Origin of the sequence: Planococcus sp. CPCC 101016 (assembly GCF_007859295.1) — a bacterium.
In the GTDB taxonomy this organism is placed as follows: domain Bacteria; phylum Bacillota; class Bacilli; order Bacillales_A; family Planococcaceae; genus Planococcus.
In genome coordinates, this window is record NZ_VOHB01000002.1 from 2,035,490 (window position 1) to 2,056,041 (window position 20,552).

25 protein-coding genes are annotated in these 20,552 nt (G+C 36.0%); 4 read left to right on the forward strand and 21 right to left on the reverse strand.

What is annotated here, in order from left to right; genetic code table 11:
• Positions 1-578 precede the first annotated feature (578 nt).
• A complete protein-coding gene (locus FQV26_RS09630) occupies positions 579-941 on the forward strand; it encodes a CPCC family cysteine-rich protein (protein ID WP_146557269.1) in 363 nt (120 codons plus the stop codon).
• A 261-nt stretch (positions 942-1,202) separates the two neighbouring features.
• Here the strand turns inward: FQV26_RS09630 and FQV26_RS19030 are convergent, their stop codons facing one another.
• Positions 1,203-1,451 carry a hypothetical protein gene (locus tag FQV26_RS19030; RefSeq protein ID WP_261384299.1) on the reverse strand — a complete coding sequence of 83 codons (249 nt, stop codon included), beginning with the start codon at positions 1,449-1,451 and terminating at the stop codon, positions 1,203-1,205.
• A gap of 245 nt (positions 1,452-1,696) precedes the next feature.
• Positions 1,697-2,152, reverse strand: a complete 456-nt coding sequence (locus FQV26_RS09640) for a DUF4279 domain-containing protein (RefSeq protein WP_146557270.1) — start codon at positions 2,150-2,152, stop codon at positions 1,697-1,699.
• Positions 2,153-2,459: 307 nt separating this feature from the next.
• Here FQV26_RS09640 and FQV26_RS09645 point away from each other — a divergent pair, with 307 nt between their 5' ends.
• Complete coding sequence (locus FQV26_RS09645; protein WP_146557271.1) at positions 2,460-2,966, forward strand: hypothetical protein; 507 nt, start codon at positions 2,460-2,462, stop codon at positions 2,964-2,966.
• Between the two features lie 98 nt (positions 2,967-3,064).
• Positions 3,065-3,250: an amino acid transporter gene (locus FQV26_RS09650; RefSeq protein ID WP_146557272.1), complete on the forward strand. Its 186-nt coding sequence runs from the start codon at positions 3,065-3,067 to the stop codon at positions 3,248-3,250.
• Between the two features lie 418 nt (positions 3,251-3,668).
• On the opposite strand, the gene FQV26_RS09655 is transcribed toward FQV26_RS09650, so the two are convergent.
• The 6 genes from FQV26_RS09655 to FQV26_RS09680 all read right to left on the reverse strand — a co-directional run bounded on the left by FQV26_RS09655 (position 3,669) and on the right by FQV26_RS09680 (position 7,911).
• Positions 3,669-4,121 carry a hypothetical protein gene (locus FQV26_RS09655; RefSeq protein WP_261384300.1) on the reverse strand — a complete coding sequence of 151 codons (453 nt, stop codon included), beginning with the start codon at positions 4,119-4,121 and terminating at the stop codon, positions 3,669-3,671.
• Positions 4,122-4,255: 134 nt separating this feature from the next.
• Positions 4,256-4,549 (reverse strand): hypothetical protein, encoded by a 294-nt coding sequence (locus FQV26_RS09660; RefSeq protein WP_146557273.1) that lies wholly within the window; start codon positions 4,547-4,549, stop codon positions 4,256-4,258.
• A gap of 274 nt (positions 4,550-4,823) precedes the next feature.
• Positions 4,824-5,360, reverse strand: coding sequence for a putative immunity protein (locus FQV26_RS09665; protein WP_146557274.1), 537 nt, complete (start codon positions 5,358-5,360; stop codon positions 4,824-4,826).
• A gap of 148 nt (positions 5,361-5,508) precedes the next feature.
• Positions 5,509-5,976, reverse strand: coding sequence for a hypothetical protein (locus FQV26_RS09670; RefSeq protein ID WP_146557275.1), 468 nt, complete (start codon positions 5,974-5,976; stop codon positions 5,509-5,511).
• A 254-nt stretch (positions 5,977-6,230) separates the two neighbouring features.
• On the reverse strand, positions 6,231-7,454 hold the full coding sequence (locus tag FQV26_RS09675) for an MFS transporter (protein ID WP_146557276.1): 1,224 nt from the start codon (positions 7,452-7,454) through the stop codon (positions 6,231-6,233).
• 133 nt (positions 7,455-7,587) lie between these two features.
• Positions 7,588-7,911 carry an ArsR/SmtB family transcription factor gene (locus FQV26_RS09680; RefSeq protein WP_146557277.1) on the reverse strand — a complete coding sequence of 108 codons (324 nt, stop codon included), beginning with the start codon at positions 7,909-7,911 and terminating at the stop codon, positions 7,588-7,590.
• Between the two features lie 440 nt (positions 7,912-8,351).
• On the opposite strand from FQV26_RS09680, the gene FQV26_RS18775 reads away from it, so the two are divergent.
• On the forward strand, positions 8,352-8,528 hold the full coding sequence (locus tag FQV26_RS18775; RefSeq protein WP_186759718.1) for a hypothetical protein: 177 nt from the start codon (positions 8,352-8,354) through the stop codon (positions 8,526-8,528).
• Between the two features lie 75 nt (positions 8,529-8,603).
• On the opposite strand, the gene FQV26_RS09685 is transcribed toward FQV26_RS18775, so the two are convergent.
• The 13 genes from FQV26_RS09685 to FQV26_RS09745 form a co-directional block, all read right to left on the reverse strand.
• Positions 8,604-9,266, reverse strand: a complete 663-nt coding sequence (locus FQV26_RS09685) for a hypothetical protein (RefSeq protein WP_146557278.1) — start codon at positions 9,264-9,266, stop codon at positions 8,604-8,606.
• 328 nt (positions 9,267-9,594) lie between these two features.
• On the reverse strand, positions 9,595-10,053 hold the full coding sequence (locus FQV26_RS09690) for a hypothetical protein (protein ID WP_146557279.1): 459 nt from the start codon (positions 10,051-10,053) through the stop codon (positions 9,595-9,597).
• A gap of 139 nt (positions 10,054-10,192) precedes the next feature.
• Complete coding sequence (locus FQV26_RS09695) at positions 10,193-10,579, reverse strand: hypothetical protein (protein WP_146557280.1); 387 nt, start codon at positions 10,577-10,579, stop codon at positions 10,193-10,195.
• 487 nt (positions 10,580-11,066) lie between these two features.
• Positions 11,067-11,576, reverse strand: coding sequence for a hypothetical protein (locus tag FQV26_RS09700; protein WP_146557281.1), 510 nt, complete (start codon positions 11,574-11,576; stop codon positions 11,067-11,069).
• A gap of 109 nt (positions 11,577-11,685) precedes the next feature.
• On the reverse strand, positions 11,686-12,168 hold the full coding sequence (locus FQV26_RS09705) for a barstar family protein (RefSeq protein ID WP_261384325.1): 483 nt from the start codon (positions 12,166-12,168) through the stop codon (positions 11,686-11,688).
• Positions 12,169-12,348: 180 nt separating this feature from the next.
• On the reverse strand, positions 12,349-12,654 hold the full coding sequence (locus tag FQV26_RS09710; protein ID WP_146557283.1) for a hypothetical protein: 306 nt from the start codon (positions 12,652-12,654) through the stop codon (positions 12,349-12,351).
• A gap of 163 nt (positions 12,655-12,817) precedes the next feature.
• On the reverse strand, positions 12,818-13,006 hold the full coding sequence (locus tag FQV26_RS18935; RefSeq protein ID WP_146557284.1) for a hypothetical protein: 189 nt from the start codon (positions 13,004-13,006) through the stop codon (positions 12,818-12,820).
• A 338-nt stretch (positions 13,007-13,344) separates the two neighbouring features.
• Positions 13,345-15,924 (reverse strand): ABC transporter permease, encoded by a 2,580-nt coding sequence (locus tag FQV26_RS09720; protein WP_146557285.1) that lies wholly within the window; start codon positions 15,922-15,924, stop codon positions 13,345-13,347.
• Positions 15,921-16,604 (reverse strand): ABC transporter ATP-binding protein, encoded by a 684-nt coding sequence (locus FQV26_RS09725; protein WP_146557286.1) that lies wholly within the window; start codon positions 16,602-16,604, stop codon positions 15,921-15,923. Before FQV26_RS09725 ends, FQV26_RS09720 begins: the two co-directional genes overlap by 4 nt.
• Positions 16,605-16,722: 118 nt before the next feature.
• Complete coding sequence (locus FQV26_RS09730; protein ID WP_146557287.1) at positions 16,723-17,727, reverse strand: sensor histidine kinase; 1,005 nt, start codon at positions 17,725-17,727, stop codon at positions 16,723-16,725.
• Positions 17,728-17,729: 2 nt separating this feature from the next.
• Positions 17,730-18,413: a response regulator transcription factor gene (locus FQV26_RS09735; RefSeq protein WP_146557288.1), complete on the reverse strand. Its 684-nt coding sequence runs from the start codon at positions 18,411-18,413 to the stop codon at positions 17,730-17,732.
• A gap of 1,170 nt (positions 18,414-19,583) precedes the next feature.
• Positions 19,584-20,207 (reverse strand): STAS domain-containing protein, encoded by a 624-nt coding sequence (locus tag FQV26_RS09740; protein ID WP_397431022.1) that lies wholly within the window; start codon positions 20,205-20,207, stop codon positions 19,584-19,586.
• Positions 20,208-20,408: a hypothetical protein gene (locus FQV26_RS09745; RefSeq protein ID WP_146557290.1), complete on the reverse strand. Its 201-nt coding sequence runs from the start codon at positions 20,406-20,408 to the stop codon at positions 20,208-20,210. It lies immediately after the preceding gene.
• Positions 20,409-20,552: the final 144 nt, after the last annotated feature.

Below are 20,552 nucleotides of genomic sequence, written 5' to 3' on the forward strand. Positions count from 1 at the left end.
CAGTATGATACTTAAAAAAGTTTTCCTGCTTATATTTAAAAGCACAAGTCCTTCAGTGGTAATATCACTTCCAAAAACATCTTCGTCAAAATAACTAATTCAGATGTCATTTAGAATAGTTTTTTCTTTATTTCCTTAATGTACCAAGTAACTACGATGAAAGCGAGTGAATTTAATTGCAAAACTGGTTGTGAAAAGGACAAAACGAGAAATAATTGAAGGGCCGAATGAAGGAACAGTTGAAAAAGACAGTATATCGCTGCGGTATGTATTCCTCTTGAGATGGAAAGATTATTCAAACAAAACGGGTTTACTATATTAGAAACCTATAGTTCATGGGAAAAAGAGCCTTTAGAAAATTCTAGCAGTGAAATGATTTATATCTGTATAAAAAATAAAATATAACTACCACTGGTATTTTCAACTGTAACGGTCGCATCTACTTCCATCCTTAAGTTCTTTTTTCATTATTAATTGACAAGGTAATCTACTACTTGTAGATTTTTAACTCATCATGATAAAATGAATTATTTTCAACAAAAACAAATAAAAAATTTTTTTGAAAAAGGTGCTTACAAATGCATAGAGAAAAATGTCAATGCTGTGGTTATCCGACACTGAAAAAAAGATTATATGATGAAATTTGTATGCTTTGTGATTGGGAGGATGGATCTTTTAGTAAGTATACTCCTGAGAAAATCGATGGAGGTCCGAACGGGGACTACTCTTTAAAAGAAGCAAGAAGAAATTTTGAAGCGCATCTAACGATGTATCGTAAAAAACCAAAAAGCCTTAACTCAACACTCTTGGAGAAAAAAAGAATGCTAATAAAGGCTTATAGCTCCCTGTCCTCGGAGGAAAATAATGAAGAACCCGAATCGGCCAAGTGGGAAAGAATTCTTAAATTAGAACAAAGCTTGCTTTTGGAAGGATGGGAATAGTGCTTTAAATTAGCCATGTCCTTCACATTATACACAGCTTATTAGCTAGCAAGTTGAACCTCATTTTCTACTCGCTTTAATGAAAAGCCTTTATACCAAGTTGTGTGAGAATGCCAATAATTGTTCCATAAATAGCGATGCCAATACCCGAAGCCAGGAAGAGCCGCTTAACGTCCATGCCAATTATTTTACCCACTATCCCAATTGTCCACGGACCAAAAACAGGGGTCATAATCAGAATAAAAAAGAATCCACCACTATTTAATTTTTACTAGCTTTAGAATTTGCCATTTTAATAAAATAGCTATTGATTATATTAATTTTGGTAAGCCAAACGTAAGAATAAGCAATAAAAGGAATAACAAAAAAGCTTCCGAACCAAGACCAAAATACCGAAGAAAACACATCCAATCCCAGCCCTACAGAAGCTGGAACAGCCAAATATATTTCAAATAAAGGAGTAAACCCCATAAGCCATGCAGTTGCTGCTAAAGCAATATAGTTTAACATATTTTCATCACGCCTCTTCTACTTATCTTCAACTTTATCCCTGATCTACTATTGTTCTCGATTCAACGTTATTTCATACTAAAAAATCTAGTAACAGACCATTTCATGTCAGGAGAAACTCTTTAACTTTCCCTAATAAAATCCATTTTGACCAATTGACTGTTATAATTTTAATAACAGCATCCACGTCAATCGACATTTGAAAAGTATTCATTCTGGTACTTGCTATCCCATTAATCCTTCGTTTACTCCTCTGAAGAATAAATATACATATCCGTTGTAATTGTCGTTCCAGTAAAATAGCAAAATTCAATAACTTCTTTATTAAAATCCATGTAAGGTTGTTCGTCTCCGTAAATACTAGGAACTATTACAAGGACAAAATTCACGTCGTATTGTTCCTTAATTTTATGGAGTATAGGGATTTTATTTTTCAGCTTTTTAATAGTATCTCTGCATTGAGCTTTTACGTCTAGTCTCTTTATATCAGATTTCTCTGCATTCCATGAAGAAAACGGAAAAATGGATCCGTCTGCTCTTTTATCACCATAAGCCCAACTGGTAAAAGGTTGGATTCCCAACAAAGCCGTCATATCTTCAGGGCTAAAAATTCCTTTTTCGAAAGCAACTAACCCTTTACCGTCTTTTGATTCTCCATTGCTCTCTATTGAAAAATAAGTATAGCTAGTTGTTTTTTCCATGTTTCCTCCCGCAAATTATGTTTTTGACCGTCTTTTTTTATTGTTTCCCTATACAGATTACAGCAAAAATAAGGGTTTAATTGGCATTAACCTCTTATTTGTAATCCAGCAGTATCAGGCAAGTTATCTTATGCAGTATCCTTACTGTATAAGATAACATTTCGGATTCCCCAATTTTATAAAATATTTGAACGTAACCTATCTTGAATATTTCTTGAAACTTCTTCTTTGGAAACTCGTAAAGATTAGAGGCAGCATAAAAAAGCCACATCTTTATATGATCCAAACAAAGAAATAGGGGGATGACATGTTTTTTTCAAAATGGACTTTGTTTCAAGGGGGAGTACTTGCATGTATGGTTTTTCTAGTAATTCTCGCTGAATGGTTTTCAACTCAAATAACTAATGTATTGTCTTCGGGTCCATTTGGTTCATTTTTATTAGTAATGACATTTATTTTACTTGCATCAAGCTTAATCAGTCTTTTTTTAATTTTTCACAGCAAAAAAAGCGAACGGTTCTTATCTCATCCTTTATGGGAAAAAATGAATATTCTTCTTGCCTTCCTCTTTATTCTATCTATTATCGCTTTTATAAGCGTTGCTTTTTTTACTTCTTTAAATGATGCAATGTCTGCAAATCGATGGATTTTATATATCTTTGTTTATTATTTTTTATTTCTCTTCAATCTTTTTGTGTTGTCACTTGTACATAAGATAAAGAAAAATGCTTCTAAAGAAAAAAAGATTGAGTTATCTTTTGTTTGGACCTTCCTTAGTCTAGCTGTACTGATTTATTTATTCCCTTCCTTCTGATCAACACCTTTATTTATAATATACAATTTATTATTGTTTTCTTATTAACTTAACTGAATGGATCTATCTTATAGATTCTTTGATGAAAGGGAGATACTATGAATGAGAAAAAACCATTCGATGATGGCAATGAATTTGTACAGAACCACCTTGGAGTACCTTCTGGAGAAAAAATCAAACATTTACCTTTTCCTTTAAGAATTATAAAATACTGTATCATCGGATTTATCGGCTTTTCTTTTATTATGCTAATCTTTGCCTATATGATTCATTTTTTTAATTAAAAATCTATAACTTTTACAAGCTCAATATACTGAATATTTAGATCTAGGAAAGAAAACGCCTTTTCAATTTAAAGTTGAAAAGGCGTTTTCTTTCATTAAATATTCATTTCTTTATCAAGAAGCAATAGCAGCTTTTTTTGTGCTTCTTTTCTCCGTACCATCTTTTTTACCCGAATTGAGCTTTGTAGATAGTATCTAATACGCTTGTTCACAAAAAACAAACGATGGTATTTCTCGTCTTCGTAAACCTTCTCAAACCACTCATATTCCTTTAACTGTTCAATGTGTCTGTCAATTTTTTACGTATTTAAAGTATTGCTGTATCCTGCATTGCTGAACACTCCAGCCAGCAGGTCAAATAATATGCTAACCATCCTTACTCCTATCTAATTCTTTTTATAATAAATTTATCCTTCTGCTAGTTATTTTTGCTTTTGTTCGACTTCTTTTTTCCCATGCCTTCGTCTTCCAACCAAAATTCAGGACCTGTTACATCAGACAACCAAAATAACACATCTTGTTTATGTTCATCGGTGCTTAAACTACTGATTGGTCCTGGTCTAAACATGTAGTCTCCTTGTTGGATTTTCTTTTCAGGCACGTAGTCCTTAAAATGATAAGCTCCATAACCTTGTACCGTATTTGTCTCGGGTTTTGGAGATTCCTCTCTAATTAACGTATGGACCTCTGCAAGATAAGTAAAGAAACGCGAAAGTGACAAATACCCTTCAGAATTTCCGACAAAAGACACGCCTTCATTCGTAACTTTGATTTCCAGTTTTGCTTTTTTCGAAAAATGTGGATCGAAATCGTAATCTACCTTTTCCTCTCTTTTTATTCGCTTCTTTTTCTTCTTCTTCTTTTTGGACATCGCTTATGCTCTCCTTAAAAAATGACTAGAATAAAATGCTGAAATTTCTATGGCTATTTGATTGGCCATAAGTTGCCCTCGGAGTTACGAAGAAAATTGACTTTAAAAGATGATCTTTAATAAGTGTAAATTGTTTAAAATGCTTTCATCACTTTCTTTCCCTGTCCACACCTGTTGCATTTATAGATAAATAAAGCAGGCATCTCCCTGCCTCTATCAACTTGTTCGAACTTATGTAATCCAATTCTGCACAACAGACTTTTTTCTTTACGCGTAGCTAGCAATGAAACCAACAATGAAATTAAACCGATTAGAATGAATACGTAGGGAATATTGTATACATTGAACGTTTCATCAACTTCTGCCAAAAGAAGGACGACTCCGATCAAAATGAACACGGCAGCAACGAACTTAATTTTAAAAAACAAAAAATTCCTCCTCTCAATATATAATTACAGAAGCCACACTTGAAATCTTTTGTTTATACTAGATTTTATATAAAGTCTTGCTTTGTTCTAAGCTATATCTCATAAATTACTTTACTTTATCAAAGCGTACCACTAAAAGTTAATGGTATATATTGTTGAGAGCATTTCATAAGGCCTTTCAGAAGATATGATTTCTCAAAAAAGAAAAGAAATTTATAAAAAGTCCTTACTATTTGTATCACTTAATTATTAGTATGCACGAAATGAAGCGCCTCTAGCTATGTTTATTCATTAATTCCTCTATAATCTTTAATTGTCTTTCACGTTCATTTGTTGAAGCAGCTAAGGAATTTTTAGTTATCAGATTCTGTACTTTTATTGCATAGTCACTGCTAACCAATGCATGCCCCCGCATATGGCCTGTAGCAATGGCTTGAGCAAATGACCGGGCAGAATACTTACTAACATCAGATTTGGATTCTTTAGCCAATTCATTTACAACAAATCCAACATTTCTTAACTCATATGCACTTATGCTGCCATCTATTCGTTTTTTTAAAGTCTCCTTCCCTAAATTTATGCGAGGGTCATTTCTCAAATGACTGTCTAGATGGGTCAAGTTTGCAGCTGCTACTTTTAAAGCCCATTGAGCAAGAAATTTTTGTGGCATTTTTTCAAGAGCTACTTCTATTTCGTTTCTTAATTCCACATTATCTATCATTTTTATTTTTGGGCTGCTATATTTATATTCCTTTTGCTCTGCTTTCATTTTTTGTTCATGTTTGTTCCACGCGTATTCTTCTAAATTCATTAAAATCACCTCTGAATTACTTTTAGTGAAAGCTATAGTAGTCACTATATAGTCAGTTCTGTAGCCATAACCTATTGATTTCCTAAACTTTCTTTTGGGTGAGCCGCTTTATTGGTGCACAGCAACCTTCTAGTCAGATCCTCCCTTTTCAGTCCCAAACAGCCATTGCGCATTCTTCAATCTCCATCCAGAATCTATAAAGATGGTTGTTGCTCAAGTTGGATAAATGGATTCTTTCCTGACTGGTTTCCGGCAGTTTGTAAATCACCTTCTGGGAATCCTGTAACCAGAAAAAGCTAATGCCATACTCTGATGCGAATAAGAAGTCTTCAATCTCTGCAGTGTAATTTTCAGAAGAAATCCGCAACAGCTTAAATGAATTGTTTTCTTTAAGAAATTCCGCTTTCTCTAATATTTTGTAGACTGGAAGACGCGGTAGGCATAAGATCAACGAATACTTTTTATTGATTAATTTATCACGCATCTCTAGGTATGGAATATCTGTTATTTCTACTAAAAAATTTGGCATTTCAGTTGTTTCATAAGAAAGTGAAAAGTAGTTTTCATATCGGTCATCCAACTGTTTTAGGTCATTCTTCGTATAGCATACTTCCATAGAGTCCTCCTGCCACCGCATTTAATTGACTTTATCCTTAATATACTAAGAAGGAGCCAGAAAAACCAGTTTCTCTCAGTAACCAAGGCGTTCTAAAACAGATTTCTACAAGCAAAAAGGAGAAAAAAGGTGCTTTGTTCAGCTCCTTCTTTCTCCTTGTATTCAAGTACTTTTAACTCAGTATTCATCATTATAAATCACTTATTAAATAATAAACATGTTAACTGCAGATTACGCTTTCTCTCTTGTAGTACTCATTTTTCATACGCCTCAGCTCCAGAAAAGCTTTCTTTCGTATCCAATCGATAACTGGCGAATGCTAGGCCGGAAGCAATCAACGCGCATAATGCGCCAACCCACGAAAGTTGGATTAAACTGCCGTTTGCTACGACATATCCTCCCACTGTAGCACCCAGCGCTATACCTACATTGACTGCTACTGGAGTTAAAGATGAGGCGAAATCTTTAGCTGCGGGAAAATAAACTGTGGCTAAATTCATCAAATACAACTGAATTGTCGCATTCATTGCATAGATCATCACTGCCATTAGCATGAGGCTAATAAGTCCGGCATATGTCGATTCCATTGTAAAATACAAAGACCCCAAAATAACGGCCTGAACAATGAACACGTATCGAAGTTTGCTTACACCGTTGCGGCTGGCGATTTTCCCCGCCAACACATTACTGAAAATCGAAAACGCACCATACGCAAGCAAGATGACACTAACATATCTCGTGGGAATGGCCAATCCTTCTTCCAGTATTGGTGTAATGTATGTGTATATCGTATACGTCCCGGCAATTGAAAATGTTGGAATAAAGAAAGCCAAAATCATGCGCGGGTTCGTCAACAAACCAAGCTGCTCTTTTGCCGATGCTTTCTCTACTTTCAGTCCTCTTGGCAAGATGAAGACGCTCATGATTAAACTAATGACGCCAAGCAGTGTTGTAAACCAGAAAGTCAGCTGCCAATTGCCAAGCTGGCCTATAAGTGTTCCCAGTGGTACTCCAATGACATTGGATATTGTAAATCCGGCGAAGATTAGCGCAATAATTGGTCCCTTTTTGCTTTCGGGCATAATGTCGCTGGCGATGCTCATCGACAGTGCAACCAATACACCACTGACAACCGCTGTAAGAACTCTGGAAACAATTAAAAGTTCATAAGTTCCGGATAAAGCACTGATCACATTTCCGATAATGAAAAAAGAAATCAAGACCAGCATTAGTGGATATTTGGGGAAACGGCTAACATAAGCAGTCATCAACGGTGTTCCGATGGCATAAGCGATGGCAAAGCCGGATACTAAGGTTCCCGCTACAGCAAGACTTATATTCAAATCTGAAGAAATTTCCGTCAAAAGTCCAACGATCACAAATTCACTTGTCCCCATTACAAAAGTTAAAAGCGTCAGCGTAAAAGCTAATACTTTTTGTTTCGTGGTCATTAATTCTTTAGTTACATTTGAGGTCATGAAAAATTCACTCCTAATTCCTTATTTTTCTTATCATACGAATGAATTCTTTCATCCCTACTTAAAACTTCACAATAATATAGATATATCTAAATATGTCGATATAGGAAATAAAAAAAGACATGGCGTTGTCTTAAATCTCTTCGTTGATGAACTTTGTGATTTTCGCCAATGTCTCTTCATTTCGCCTGTAATAAGTCCATTGTCCGTAACGCACCGCTTCCAGCAAACCGGCTTTTTGCATGAGTGACAAATAATGGGAAACCGTTGATTGAGATAAATTCACTTTCTGTTGAATATCCCCTACACAAACACCACCTTTGATGCTTACCTCCTTCGGCAGATGCGCTTGTTGCTTCGGAAAATTCTTCTCTGGTTCTCTTAACCATTTCAATATATTAAGGCGAGTTTCATTAGACAATGCTTTGAAAACTTCTAAAACATTTAAATTATCCATTTGCCTATCTTATATCGATTTAGTTCGATATGTCAAACCGCATGAATTAAAGAGGAGCTATACCCAGAGATGAACACAAATATTCACTAGGGAGCTTGGCTTACTAATAGAGGCAATACATGATTTATAAGTCATTAGATTTCGAAAAGGAACTTACTAAAACTTAAGTTTCACTTAAATTCAGTAGATCTGTCACATTATTTTACTGGCTTATTTTTCTACATTTTAACGTACATTCTATAACAGTTCCCTTCCCTCTAAATAAAGGAATACACTTTTTTTGATTAAGGCAACAAAATGAATGTATCTTGATTGCTATTGACACACATTTGAATTCCAATAAAAATTGTTTTAGATTTTGTTGTATGTGGCAATCCATAAAATGGTATTTTATGTTAGAATTGATTAAGTAAAAATATTCCAAAGAGGAGATATTGTCTATGACTGTGGGTATCCTTTCTATAGCCTCTATGCTTATCTGGATTGCTGTCACACAAGAACTTGGTAAGCCTTCAGAAAAGCAAAATAACCGAAAAGTAATGGCTTTTACAGCTTTAGGTATGATCTCAATTGCAGTCATAACTATTTCACTTTTTCAGAACTTACTTTCTAATTAAAGAAGATTCCTTCGAAATCGAAGGAATCTTTTTTATTTTAAGATAATGAGATTAGTAATGTCCTACAACTAGACATCACTCTTTTAAATCTTTCAAAAAACCATATAATTCCTCAACCTCATAAGTCTTAAAAAGTAGTTTTTCTTCATCAAATACGAGAATTATCGGGAAGTGGTTGATTTCAAATTCTTCTTTATAATCCACAACGTAGTTTTTGTTGTACTCTATCCAGCTTGCTGAAACTGACTTGTCCATCTTAGCCGCAATATCGTGAGCTTTATTAAACATCGGTTCCTGCATTTCATGAGGCAGATTATTTGGATCTTCATAGATTACACTTATATGAAGACCTTCTCCACCTAAAAACTGCTCATACTTTTCCTTATAGGTCATTTCTAATAAAACAATCTCATCAGCCTGATCTTTAAAATCATTTTCTCTTGGTGGATTTATCAATACTTTTTGTCCTTCTTTAATGGCTTTAACAGGTATTTTCGTTCCATCTTCGTGTTTTATGACTGTATTCTCTGTAATGATTGCAGCATAACCTTGACTTTCCTCAGTAACAGTCGAGTTTGGATTGTCGCGATTCTCCCATTTAGAAGTATTAATCCAAAGAATCCCTTCATCTTCTAAGAATATTTGAGCAACTCCAATCATTTTATCGTCTTTATAAGGACTAGCAGTAGACTCATCATTTTCATTTCCTTCCCTTGTTAACTCTTCATTCGTATTCATGTTTGTTCCACATGCAGAAATGAAGAGTATACAAAAGAGAATTTCTAGTAAAAAAGAACTTTTGTGTTTCATGAAATCCCTTCCTTTCGTCCCTATTAGGCGTTTCATTCCATAGTAAGTTACAGGCATTATGTATGGAGTTCATACCAAGGGAAAAGAAAGAGCAAATTCTATGAAAGTGAAACTTGGCTTGGAACCACTCTTCTTTGTAATGTGTATGTAAGATATTTTCTTTCAATCTTTTTATATAGAATTTTCAATCTATGGTTAAGCTACTAGTTTATTTAGTTTTATATTTATTTATGACAATTTTCAATGTTACAAATTATTATGACCATTGATGAAAATCTGTATCTGCGGGGGTGACTGATTTGATATATACTATGTCTTCCTCACGGAGATTCGGAGCGAAAAACTCTGTCCCCCAATGTTCAGAGTGAAGCAGAGGAGTCTCATTTTTGCTTAAAAAAATCGAAAACCATTTCAATTTCCCGTTTGTCTTTATATTCTCGTACAACAAATAGTTTGATAGATAGTCAGTATTGCTTGCTTTGATAACAGTAATATCTCTTCCATTTACTATTTTAAAAGAGTCTTTAAACAACAAGGTCGTTTCCTTAATAACATCTTTCTCGTCATTCCAGCAATGGATTTCTATGATATTTGATTGCTCAATAAAATAGCTTAATAACGGAACCCAATAATCATAATTTTCATTTTCAGGGATTGGAAACGTATCCAAGTCCTCAGTAAATATAGGGATAGTAAAATGTAATTTATATTTCATTTTTAATTTCCTTTCTTTTGAGATTAAAAAGCAGAATTGTTTTGCTTCTTATCTCATCACAAACTGTTAACTATTAGTTTGCGTGATAAGTAAACTGATCATGCCATGCATTAGATTTTTTCATATTTTATATACATTTCTATTTTGAATCTATATGCTTTCCTTCAAATAACCCAACTTGTAAATTTGTTAATTCATCATATTTCCCATCTCTAGTCGCCTTTCTATATTTACTATCGCCTTCCTCTATGGCAATTGCTTCCTCTGTGTTAATTCCTTCAATCGAAAAATATTTAGTTCCTTTTTTGTATTCATTTGAAAAGTTTCCACTGTAAGTTCCTTCTTTATCCGAGTACTTAGTTACTTCACCTATCTCTTCGCCAACTTTATCTAGGTACTCATCGCTTATTTGATAAATGTACCCGTCCCAAACGACAAATGATGAGACCCAACTCTTACTCGAGCAACCTGCAAATAAAGTCATGAGAAAAAGAAGTGCAATAAGGAGTAAATGGTTTAGCTTCATTTAAATCTCTCCTTTGCTAACTTAGTGTTTGAATAAAAAAAGTTTCAAGAATAATCTCATAGGTTCCAAAAATACAGCTATATTTTAATACATCGAATAGTGTTTAAATGTTTTACATTATCCAACTGATTCAGCTAATTCCTTAATGCAAATATTCTAACTTTCTATTTCCTTAATATACCAATAATACGTATTGAAAGCTAGGTGTTTTGTATGGAAAAGCGTTCATACAAGTGCAATTGAAGGAACAAAAAAAGAAGCAAGCTAAAACCTTTAGCTTCTCTACTTCTTATAACTGATGATATGTCATTTGCTTTTCCGTTAAAAACCTTCTTACAGAACCTTTAGCGTCTGTGATTTGAAAGTAATTTAATATATTAAATGAACCGGATAATTTTCCCATTAACTCAGTAGCTTCAAAGATCTCAATGTAACTTAATTGGAGATAAGTTATCACAATTTAAGCAGGCGGATTCATTTCTTTGAACTAATTAATTACTTCTGTTGTATGAACTCGTTTCTTTCGGCGTTTATTGCCGATACTTAATATAGCACCTGTGATATAGCAAATTAATATAACCAGAATGAAAGTTAACAGATTGAAAAAAATAGAATTAGAAAAGGTATTCCATAAAGGGATTTGAAAGATGCTTTCAAAGTTCTCTTGTTTCTGGACAATTACCAGTCGCAATGCATTTGCTTCAACGACAGTAAAAATAATTATACTGATTGCGCTTACCCCACTAAATACCAGGCTAATTACTAGAGTGCTTCTTTTTTTATAGTTGTCTACTAATCGCATAGATAGTTCTGATGTACCGTATAAAAAATAAAAGAAGAATGGCATGATAAAAACCAGAACAAAAATAGCTGGGTTTCCATTGCTACCGCCCGTATTGTCTTTTTCAATAGTCTCTGTGAATAAGTTCATTCCGTAGAATCCAATAAACACCAGCAGCAAAGAAACAATATACAAAAAAAATAGTAGCTTTCTCATAAAGATCCCCTCCATTTTAAATGCATCGCAGCTTAATCGGAACATGTGCTTGATTACTCGATAATGGATGTAACTTGATTAGTATTAAGTTACATTCACTTTATCTGATTTATATCCCTCGATCTTTATCAAACCATTCTTCCGCATTCCACTCAGGGACCATCCCACCTATGGCAGGGATCGTTATTTTCGGATCACTTGAATGAATAAAACTCATTAATGCTTTTCCTTTAAGTAAGAATCTCCAGGAGTTTAGTTGGATGATTTCTAATATATCAATTGCCAATTCAGGATGTTTCGCAAGGAAGGACTCGTAATGAGTGAATACCAATAAAATGCCTATATGATTTATTGGTAAATCCGACAAACAATCATCAAAAGCATTAAGATTTGCCCCGTAGTAAACTGGAAAACTTAACTTCTCCGCAACTTCTTGATGGAACATGCCCCCATCCCATTCCCTACAATCAAACCGGATTATCTCAAATCCTTCAGCTTCAATTTTTCTACTGTTCTTATCTAGAATGCGTGTTTTGCCATACAAAACTATACTTCCGTTGAGCATCATGTGTTTCCAAGCCGTTGATTGCACAACCAATTTTTTCACCTCTTTTCTCACTTAATCTAGAAAGCATTTTTAAAAGTGTATCCCTAGCATGCTACTCGTCCAGTTTCTTAAGAATTAAGGTTTTGAAAGTAACTTAATTCACGATAATTTACTTTCAAAACTGATATGAACCATCGCTTACATCAGTCTACTTTTGTATTCTTTTCAATCTCCAGCACAATGAATAGTTTCAACACCTGGCATTTTTAATTTGAGGATTAAGCCATCCACTTGATTTTGATATTCTTTAGGAATAAACATACGAACATTCTTGAAATCCTCTATTAGGTTTTCAACTTCTTGTCGATTGTATGTAACATTAGTTAAATAAAAGTCCTTAAGTTTTCTTAAATAATGATAACTTCCCCAGTTATTATTTCTAATAAATAAAGCGTCATGAAATTCAGACTCTATTTCCGTATGACCTATTTCTTGTCCTTCTTTATCATAGAAAACGATATCAATTCCCATATCAAACATCCCCTTATTTACTCTTGGATTTGAATTTTCATTCAAAATGTATGTTAATCATATAAAGATTTTTTTAATGGATAACACAGTCTCCCATTGTTTTTGAAGCTAGCAATTCGTCAGGTAACTTCATCCATTTGGAAGCAATTTGATCAACGAACTTTTATAGTTGATTTTGAGATGGTTCAACAGCTTTTAACTTAACTTTATATATATCGTCTATTTTCCAATAATCCTCAACTTTAATGATGGAAGTATTCATATTGTAGGTTTCAGTCAATTCGACAAAGGACGATGAAAATTGCGTTGCTTTTTCTTCACTAGTGGCCTCAATAAACAGAGTGATTAACATATTTATCTCCTTTTATCTTTTTTGAATGTAACTTAACTGCACTTTTGCTACATTCAATTCCATGAATCCATTACCACTATTCCATCCAGCAAATCTAGTTATTTAATATGAAATTAGATTCATTGTACCAAAAAATTACATTTGATAAATTGAAATAAATAGAGTCTAGAAAATTAAACTGCTCGTAAAAGCACACTTATATGCACAAAAAAAGAAGAGGCTCGCTATCAAGTCTCTTCTCTTCCGATAACCTCTCATATATAAATTACTGCTTTTTATTATTGTTCCTGTGTCTTTCCTTATCTATTTTTATAAAATCTATCCTTTATTCTCGTGCATTACGCATTTTCCTGTTTCAGACTTTCAATGATATTTGCATTCTTTATTTTGATAATTGAATACAGCATTGCTGCTCCGACAATCAGGAAAATTACCACAATCGTAAAAAGAATACTCATCCACGGGAGAGAAAATTCATACTGGAACGTGTAGCCTAACGAACGGTGCATGATCAGCATCAATCCTATACTGATAGGCAATCCATAAGCCAATGCTTTTCCTCCATAAAAAAAGCTTTCGTAGCGGATCATCTTGTTAAAGCCTTTCGGAGTCATGCCGACCGATCTCAGCATCGCAAACTCTCTTTTCCGAAGGGAAATGCTTGTAGATATCGTGTTAAAGATATTCGCGATGGAAATGAGTGAAATCAGTGTAATAAAACCGTAAGTAAAAACGGACATCAGTATAATCATCTGCTCTTCTTGTTGGCGCTGTTGATAAATATTATAGATTTGGATATTTGTTTCGTTTTGTTCTTCGATTACTGCTTGAGTTGCCATCGGATCAGAACTGGTTGCATAGATGGAAGTCGATCCTTCCTCTTCAGTAAAATTCAATTGATTCAATGTCTTTATTGGAACGATAATGGTGAGACCACCAAGTCCTGTTTGCTGGACACCCATTGGCACTTTTTCAGTCAAAGCTGCAATTTTAAATGTAGTCAATAACTCTCCTTCAAGCGGATCCCCTGTTTCACTGTAAAGGCTCTTATGCACTTCGAGCCCATCTCCAATTTCCGTATTAATGGTTTTAGTTTCGACAAATTTACCGGAAGCTGCGTCTTCGTAAGATATCTGTTCGATGACAATGGCCTTCAAATTATCTGCAAACAGATCCGCTTCCGTGCCTATTTCTTCAGCATAAGCTTTGAAGCTTGCCTCGTCCAAGCCCTGAATATCGACGTAATAACGGTATTTCCCATCTTCAAGGACCGTTTCATTGTTTTCCCATTGCGCTGTCAGTTGGTCAGGGAGCCGGTCAGATTCAATAAATGCTTCTGCTTGTGCATTTTTGATCAATGATGTCTTTTTGACTTGCTCTAACTGTGCATAATTCATCAAGTCAACTTCGTCCAACTCACTTCCGCTGATTTGAAGATCGAATTGATTGTTGCTTTGAGACATTTCCAAGGATTTTTTCAAACCCTCAGTAAAATAAGTCACAGATAAAAATAAAACGATGCTGATGACAAGTGAGAACACCGTCGCCAAATAACGTTTACGGTTTCGTTTGACATTTTTCAACCCAATCTCCGCTTCAAGACCGAATACTTTCCGAACCCATTTGGACGTCTTGACATTTTTTTCAGCCAGTTTGATGTCCTGAGTTTGACGCATGGCATCAATTGCGGATATTTTGGATGCTTTTTTTGCCGGAATATAAGTAGAGATGAAAATGGTTAGAATCGAAATTCCGCATGCTGTAATCAGAGAAGCCGGTGTAATAACTAATTCCAACTTTTCCGTAATATTGAGTGCATTTTCGATGAGTGGATTGATAAAGACAAATGTCAGTCCAATTCCTCCAAGCCCCGCTAACAGGCCAATCGGAATACTGATAATTCCAATCACTGCGCCTTCAAAAAATACAGAATTGCGTTTTTGCTTTTTCGTCGCTCCTACGCTCGATAACATGCCCAGATGTCTGGCTCGCTCAGACACACTGATCGCAAATGCATTATAAATTAAGGCTACTGAGCCGATTAGAATAATCAACATGATAATGGCTGCTAAAGAAAAAAGGGTACTCCGCAGATTGTCATTATCTGTCAAGCCGTAGTAGCGAAGCAGATCAGAATTGAACTGAACGCCATCAATCCCATTTGTATTCGCTAGTATATTGGCATGATCAAAAAGTTCTGATTCCAGCTTGGAAACAAGCACAAAAACGTCAAGTGCCTGTCCCTCAGCAGTGCTGGCTTTATCCACAAATCCAATCACCGTATAGCCAGGCGACCAAGCTGGTTCCCAATCAGGCCGTTCGATTAAACCTACAATTGTTACGGTTTTCGTCTCTAAATTTTCTAGCTCTTCTAAGACTTCGCCTTCGTTAATTTGAAACGAATCCATTTGCGATAACAGCTTGCTGTCGTTTATCTGGATTCGTTCACCGACTTCCACAGTCAGCTGATCTCCGATTTCATAAGGCACGTCAACATTGTCTTGAATCACTTCTGAAATAGCGATTTCTTCTTCCGTGTTCGGCAAACGCCCTTCAGAAACGGTTAGTGGAAAATGCGCCATTCCCTCTTTATTGTAGTTTTTGAAATACAAATACGGCTTGTACTGATTTTTGGAATCTTCCAGGTTCGCGTACCCGTCGCTTGAAAAAACCACTTTTTTTGTGTTGCGATCCTGTTCAATCACTTCAATCTGCTCTTCTGTCACATTCTCATATTGGACATGCCATTCGCCATTTTTCTCGATCTCCTGGCGAACCATTAAATCAAGAAACGATACTCCGAGGGTGGCTACCGCTGTGATCATTGCAACAGAAATGATGACCCCGATAATCGTCACAAGCGAGCGGCGTTTGTTCTGCTTTAAATGACGGATGGTGACTTTATTGATGATATTCATGGCCGGATGACCTCATCTTTTGCTACTTTACCGTCTTCTATGGAAATAATGCGGTCGGCTTGCAGAGCGATGCGCTCATCGTGAGTGATTACGATCAAAGTCTGGTTGTATGTCTTATTGAACATTTTCAACAGATCCATTATTTCTTCGCTGTTTTTGCTGTCAAGGTTGCCAGTCGGTTCATCTGCCAGCATGATTGATGGATTGCTGATAAGTGCCCGCCCGATCGACACTCGCTGCTGCTGGCCGCCGGAGAGCTGATTAGGTAAGTGGGACAACCGGTTTTCAAGCCCTAATGCGTTCGAAATTTTGTTGAATTGCAGCGGATCCACTTTTTGCTCGTCCAGCAACATTGGCAAGGTAATATTTTCTTCGACGGTCAAAATCGGAATCAAATTGTAAAATTGGTAGATCAAACCGATTTGCCGACGCCTGAAAATGGCAAGTTGGGTTTCGTCCAACGCGTAAATGTCTGTTTGGTCGATGGATACATTTCCACTCGTCGGCTGATCGACTCCGCCCAGCAAGTGGAGCAATGTCGACTTTCCCGAACCTGATGGACCGATGATGCAAATAAACTCACCTTTGTTCACTGAAAACGACACATCATCAAGCGCAGCCACAGCTGTTTCGCCTTCACCGTATACTTTTGATAGATTCTTCACTTCTACAATCGTCATTAGAAAACCTCCATTATGTCAATCTCTAGTTTCAGTATAACGAGACTACATGACTGCGAGGTGACTCGAAGGTGACAGTCTAGTCACTTTGTAGAACAACTAAAAAAGCAGGAGCAATTTAAACTACCTGCTTGTAGAACTTAATATGAAAGACCGTGCCCATCTCCGGTTCGCTCTTCACTTCGATATCTCCTTGTTGGCTAGTGATGATGCTATAGGCCATGGCAAGACCAATGCCGACACTTTCATCGCTTGCATTCCTGCCTTTGTAAAAGCGTTTAAAGATATGCGGCAAGTCCTGTTTTGATATGCCGCTCCCATTATCCTTGATAATGATTTCAGTATAAAGTACATTTTCGGTGTAACAAATAGTCAGCTTTCCACCAGGGGCTGTATGTTCGACGCAGTTTTTCAAAATATTGATTAACGCTTCAATGGTCCAGTTCAGGTCTCCTGAAAATGCAGTAAGAGGGTCCCCTTGGATGTCTATTTGCTGCATTTTAATATCTATGGGCACTAAAAGGGGTTCGATCGCTTTTTCGATGAGCTTCCTAACCGTTATTGGCTCTTTCTTGAAAGTAATCGTACCGGCATCCATTTTTGATAGCTTGAGGAGCGACGAAACAAGCCATTCCATCCGTTTCAACTGAATGTTCAAATTGCGAGTGAATTCAGTGCGTTTTTCTTCACCAAGACGGTTGTCACTTAACAAATCTGCCATGACCATCATGGAGGTGAGTGGCGTTTTCAATTGATGGGAGATATCAGAGATAGCGTTCGTCAGTTTTTCTTTGTCTTCATGAAGTATATTGCTTTGCTCTGATAATCTTGTCGTTACTTTGTAGATTTGGCTCTTAAGCAAGCTCAATTCTCCTTCAGTATTGTCCCGAACATCCAACTGGTAATCGCCATTGCTGATTTTTTGCAGATAGCCTGACAGCCGATCGATCTCCTTATAGCGCCACCACGTGAAAATTCCAGTAGTTGCAATCAATACAATGGAGATGGCAAACACACTCCAACTGGCTGCAGCAGAACCGAAAATAGCTGCAAGCAACACACCAGCTAAGCTAAGAAAAACAAGTACAGTTAAGAATAATTGAATTTCGCGATTTCGCAGCAAGCTCAATCACCTGCCTTGTAGCCCATCCCTCGGATGGTCTTGATAAGAGTGGGCTGTCCGGGATCAGCCTCAAGTTTTTCACGCAATCGCTTGATATAAACGGTCAACGTATTGTCGTTGACAAAATCTCCACCGACATCCCAGATCCGATCGAGCAACTGAGTTCTCGTGATAACCTGTCCGATGTGGTTAACAAAAATCAATAACAGCCGATACTCTAAAGCCGTTAAAAAAATTTCGCTGCCGCCTTTATGTACTTTCCCGTTCACTGTGTCCACTTGAACATCTCCCAGTTGCATGACAGATTTAGATGGACTCTTGTGCTGGTAGCGGCGCAGCACCGAATTGATGCGCGATTGAAGTTCACGTATGCGGAATGGCTTCGTGATGTAATCATCGGCTCCCATATCTAAGCCCATGACCACGTTCACTTCATCATCAAACGCCGTAAGAAAAATGACAGGAATGTCTCGCTTCGTCTTAGCCAGCGTGCATAAATCATAGCCGCTTCCATCGGGCAACGATAAATCGAGCAAGCATAAATCAATGTCGCTAAGCTGTTGTTCGATTGCAACTTTTGCTGAAGCCGCTGTATGACACACTATTGTGTGGAAACCTTCTTGTTGCAGCGAATAGGTTAATCCGGAAGCGATGGTGCGATCGTCTTCGACAACTAGGATATTCATGTGATTCCCCCCATCATTTCATCTTAATTTTTAGTAAATTAAAAAGCATGTATCGTAAATTCCTATCGAATCTACGATACATGCTTTTGCTTTCTATGACCAGAAACTTCTTTTTGTTTCGAAGCAATTTAGTTAGGAGTTCTTCTAGCAACTCAATTTTAAGGTAGCATCTCCTTTTGTTTCCTTTGACATACCATGTAAGTTTTACTGAATGAACATAAGTATATTGTAAAATGTAAATTAAAATTTAGTCCAACATCGCACTTTAATATAAGCGTTCGCAAAAGTACACGTTAACAAACAAAAGGAAGAAAAGGACCTTAATGCCCGGTCACTCTCTTCCTTAAGCTGTCATATATAAACTCAAATTGGTTTGATGCTCTTCTGAAAAAAGTAAACCGAATAGTGTTAGCCTTTTTATTTAGAATTTTAATTGTTCGCAAAATGTAATTTAAACAAACATATAAAGGTAGTAAGTTCTTTTTCTAGAATATTACGATGTTAATTAGATAACTGCTAAAGAATCGCGTTTAAATACGTCGTTAAACTTTCTTCCGCGCACTGTGCAATCAACTCAATTTCAGTAGAATCGAAGCTAAATACCTAAATACTATTTATTTTATTACATGCCTATTCCATTTGTTCGTTAAATTGGTATTTTGCGAACATATATAATAACTAGCTAAAAGTAAATCTGCAATAACAAGCTATCCTTCCTTCCTCTCCAACCTTTTATTTCAATTAGAATTACCTTATCACCAGGACGCCTTAACATAAAAACTTCCAGAAAAATGCCTTTATTAAAACGTTTCAACTAATATCAAGTCGAAGAAACTCAAGTATGTTAATTTCAACTTGATAAAACAACGCTCATATCGAGGAGGAAATAATTGAATATACCGCTATGAGAATGAAGATCGCATTATATAAAAAATTAGGCTACTGATACCCAAAAAGTTCGGGGCTCAAGCAGCCTGAGGTAATATTATAGATATGCCTCAACTCACGAAATTAGTCTCGAGTAATCTGCACTTTCTAAAAGTAAGATTGATGAAATTGACCCACCTTATTTAAAATAATCATTGTTTAAAAGTTGTCCGGTTTAATTAAAAGATTAGACACAAAAGCAATAAGTTTTGAGTCACTGAGTTACAGTAAGAGAAAGGAGATTTAATTATCAATAAAAGAAAGACCGCTTTTCAGATTTGAAAAGAAAGTGGCATGTTTGAATTCTGTATGCAAAGAAATTGCTTTTTGAGCTAAGTCAGGACGCATGCCCGTAAAAACAACTTCAATACCAAGTAATTTTAAAGTTTGCCCTAAACTTAGCAAATAAGAAGCTGCATTCTGTGAAATGTCTGTAATCCCAGATAAATCGATGACTAAATGTTCAAGGTCAAGCCTTTTGCTTTCCATCAAAATCGTTTCGATCATTTGATTACTTCGTTTAGCATCAATATCTCCTATTACTGGAAGAACGCCAACTCGAGCTGAGACAAGAACGACGGGGGTAGAGAGTTTCAGTACCTCTTGGTAAGCATTATCCACTTCTAGTATATAGGTAAGCAAGTCAGCCATCCTCTTAAATAACGAGATGTCTTTTTCTTGAAACTCGAATGGCCGATCATCCATACCGCATAGTGTACCGAACTTCTTACCTGTCTTAGAAATGATGGGAATCCCAATCAAGGATCCCCCTCCCCACCCTTTAGTGACTTCCATGTTTTTGGTTAAATCGTTTTCATTTAAATTTGGTATAATGAGCGGTTCCCGACCACTCCGAATAATATGTATTCAATAAGATTGATTGAATTCCGTTTGAAATCCTTCTTCCAACAACAATTTTTCTCGGTTGAAAGCTTTTAGCACATCCACTGTATAGCCATCATTCTTTGCGATAAAGAACGTATTTACTCCAATACTATCTTTTAAAATGTTGAATACAGTTTCAGCAGCTTCCTCAACATTTGCATATTCAATATCGAGCGTTGACACAAAATCCCCTCCTAACTATTTGTTTTTATTCTATGTATAATTTTTCTTCATTAAAAATTTACCATACTTTCGTAATATACCCTTGCTAACGTGCTTTAATCCTGCTTCCGATAAGCGGTCATGTGTAAACTGGGCTACCTTCTT

Coding starts and splice junctions, on each gene's coding strand:
- FQV26_RS09675 (WP_146557276.1), bottom strand. CDS start 7,454: ATGACCTCAAATGTAACTAAAGAATTAATGACCACGAAACAAAAAGTA.
- FQV26_RS09680 (WP_146557277.1), bottom strand. CDS start 7,911: ATGGATAATTTAAATGTTTTAGAAGTTTTCAAAGCATTGTCTAATGAA.
- FQV26_RS09725 (WP_146557286.1), bottom strand. CDS start 16,604: ATGACGATTGTAGAAGTGAAGAATCTATCAAAAGTATACGGTGAAGGC.
- FQV26_RS09710 (WP_146557283.1), bottom strand. CDS start 12,654: ATGGGAATTGATATCGTTTTCTATGATAAAGAAGGACAAGAAATAGGT.
- FQV26_RS19030 (WP_261384299.1), bottom strand. CDS start 1,451: ATGTTAAACTATATTGCTTTAGCAGCAACTGCATGGCTTATGGGGTTT.
- FQV26_RS09630 (WP_146557269.1), top strand. CDS start 579: ATGCATAGAGAAAAATGTCAATGCTGTGGTTATCCGACACTGAAAAAA.
- FQV26_RS09735 (WP_146557288.1), bottom strand. CDS start 18,413: ATGAATATCCTAGTTGTCGAAGACGATCGCACCATCGCTTCCGGATTA.
- FQV26_RS09650 (WP_146557272.1), top strand. CDS start 3,065: ATGAATGAGAAAAAACCATTCGATGATGGCAATGAATTTGTACAGAAC.
- FQV26_RS09655 (WP_261384300.1), bottom strand. CDS start 4,121: ATGTCCAAAAAGAAGAAGAAGAAAAAGAAGCGAATAAAAAGAGAGGAA.
- FQV26_RS09695 (WP_146557280.1), bottom strand. CDS start 10,579: ATGAAGCTAAACCATTTACTCCTTATTGCACTTCTTTTTCTCATGACT.
- FQV26_RS18775 (WP_186759718.1), top strand. CDS start 8,352: ATGACTGTGGGTATCCTTTCTATAGCCTCTATGCTTATCTGGATTGCT.
- FQV26_RS09690 (WP_146557279.1), bottom strand. CDS start 10,053: ATGAAATATAAATTACATTTTACTATCCCTATATTTACTGAGGACTTG.
- FQV26_RS09645 (WP_146557271.1), top strand. CDS start 2,460: ATGTTTTTTTCAAAATGGACTTTGTTTCAAGGGGGAGTACTTGCATGT.
- FQV26_RS18935 (WP_146557284.1), bottom strand. CDS start 13,006: ATGTTAATCACTCTGTTTATTGAGGCCACTAGTGAAGAAAAAGCAACG.
- FQV26_RS09685 (WP_146557278.1), bottom strand. CDS start 9,266: ATGAATACGAATGAAGAGTTAACAAGGGAAGGAAATGAAAATGATGAG.
- FQV26_RS09665 (WP_146557274.1), bottom strand. CDS start 5,360: ATGAATTTAGAAGAATACGCGTGGAACAAACATGAACAAAAAATGAAA.
- FQV26_RS09720 (WP_146557285.1), bottom strand. CDS start 15,924: ATGAATATCATCAATAAAGTCACCATCCGTCATTTAAAGCAGAACAAA.
- FQV26_RS09700 (WP_146557281.1), bottom strand. CDS start 11,576: ATGAGAAAGCTACTATTTTTTTTGTATATTGTTTCTTTGCTGCTGGTG.
- FQV26_RS09670 (WP_146557275.1), bottom strand. CDS start 5,976: ATGGAAGTATGCTATACGAAGAATGACCTAAAACAGTTGGATGACCGA.
- FQV26_RS09640 (WP_146557270.1), bottom strand. CDS start 2,152: ATGGAAAAAACAACTAGCTATACTTATTTTTCAATAGAGAGCAATGGA.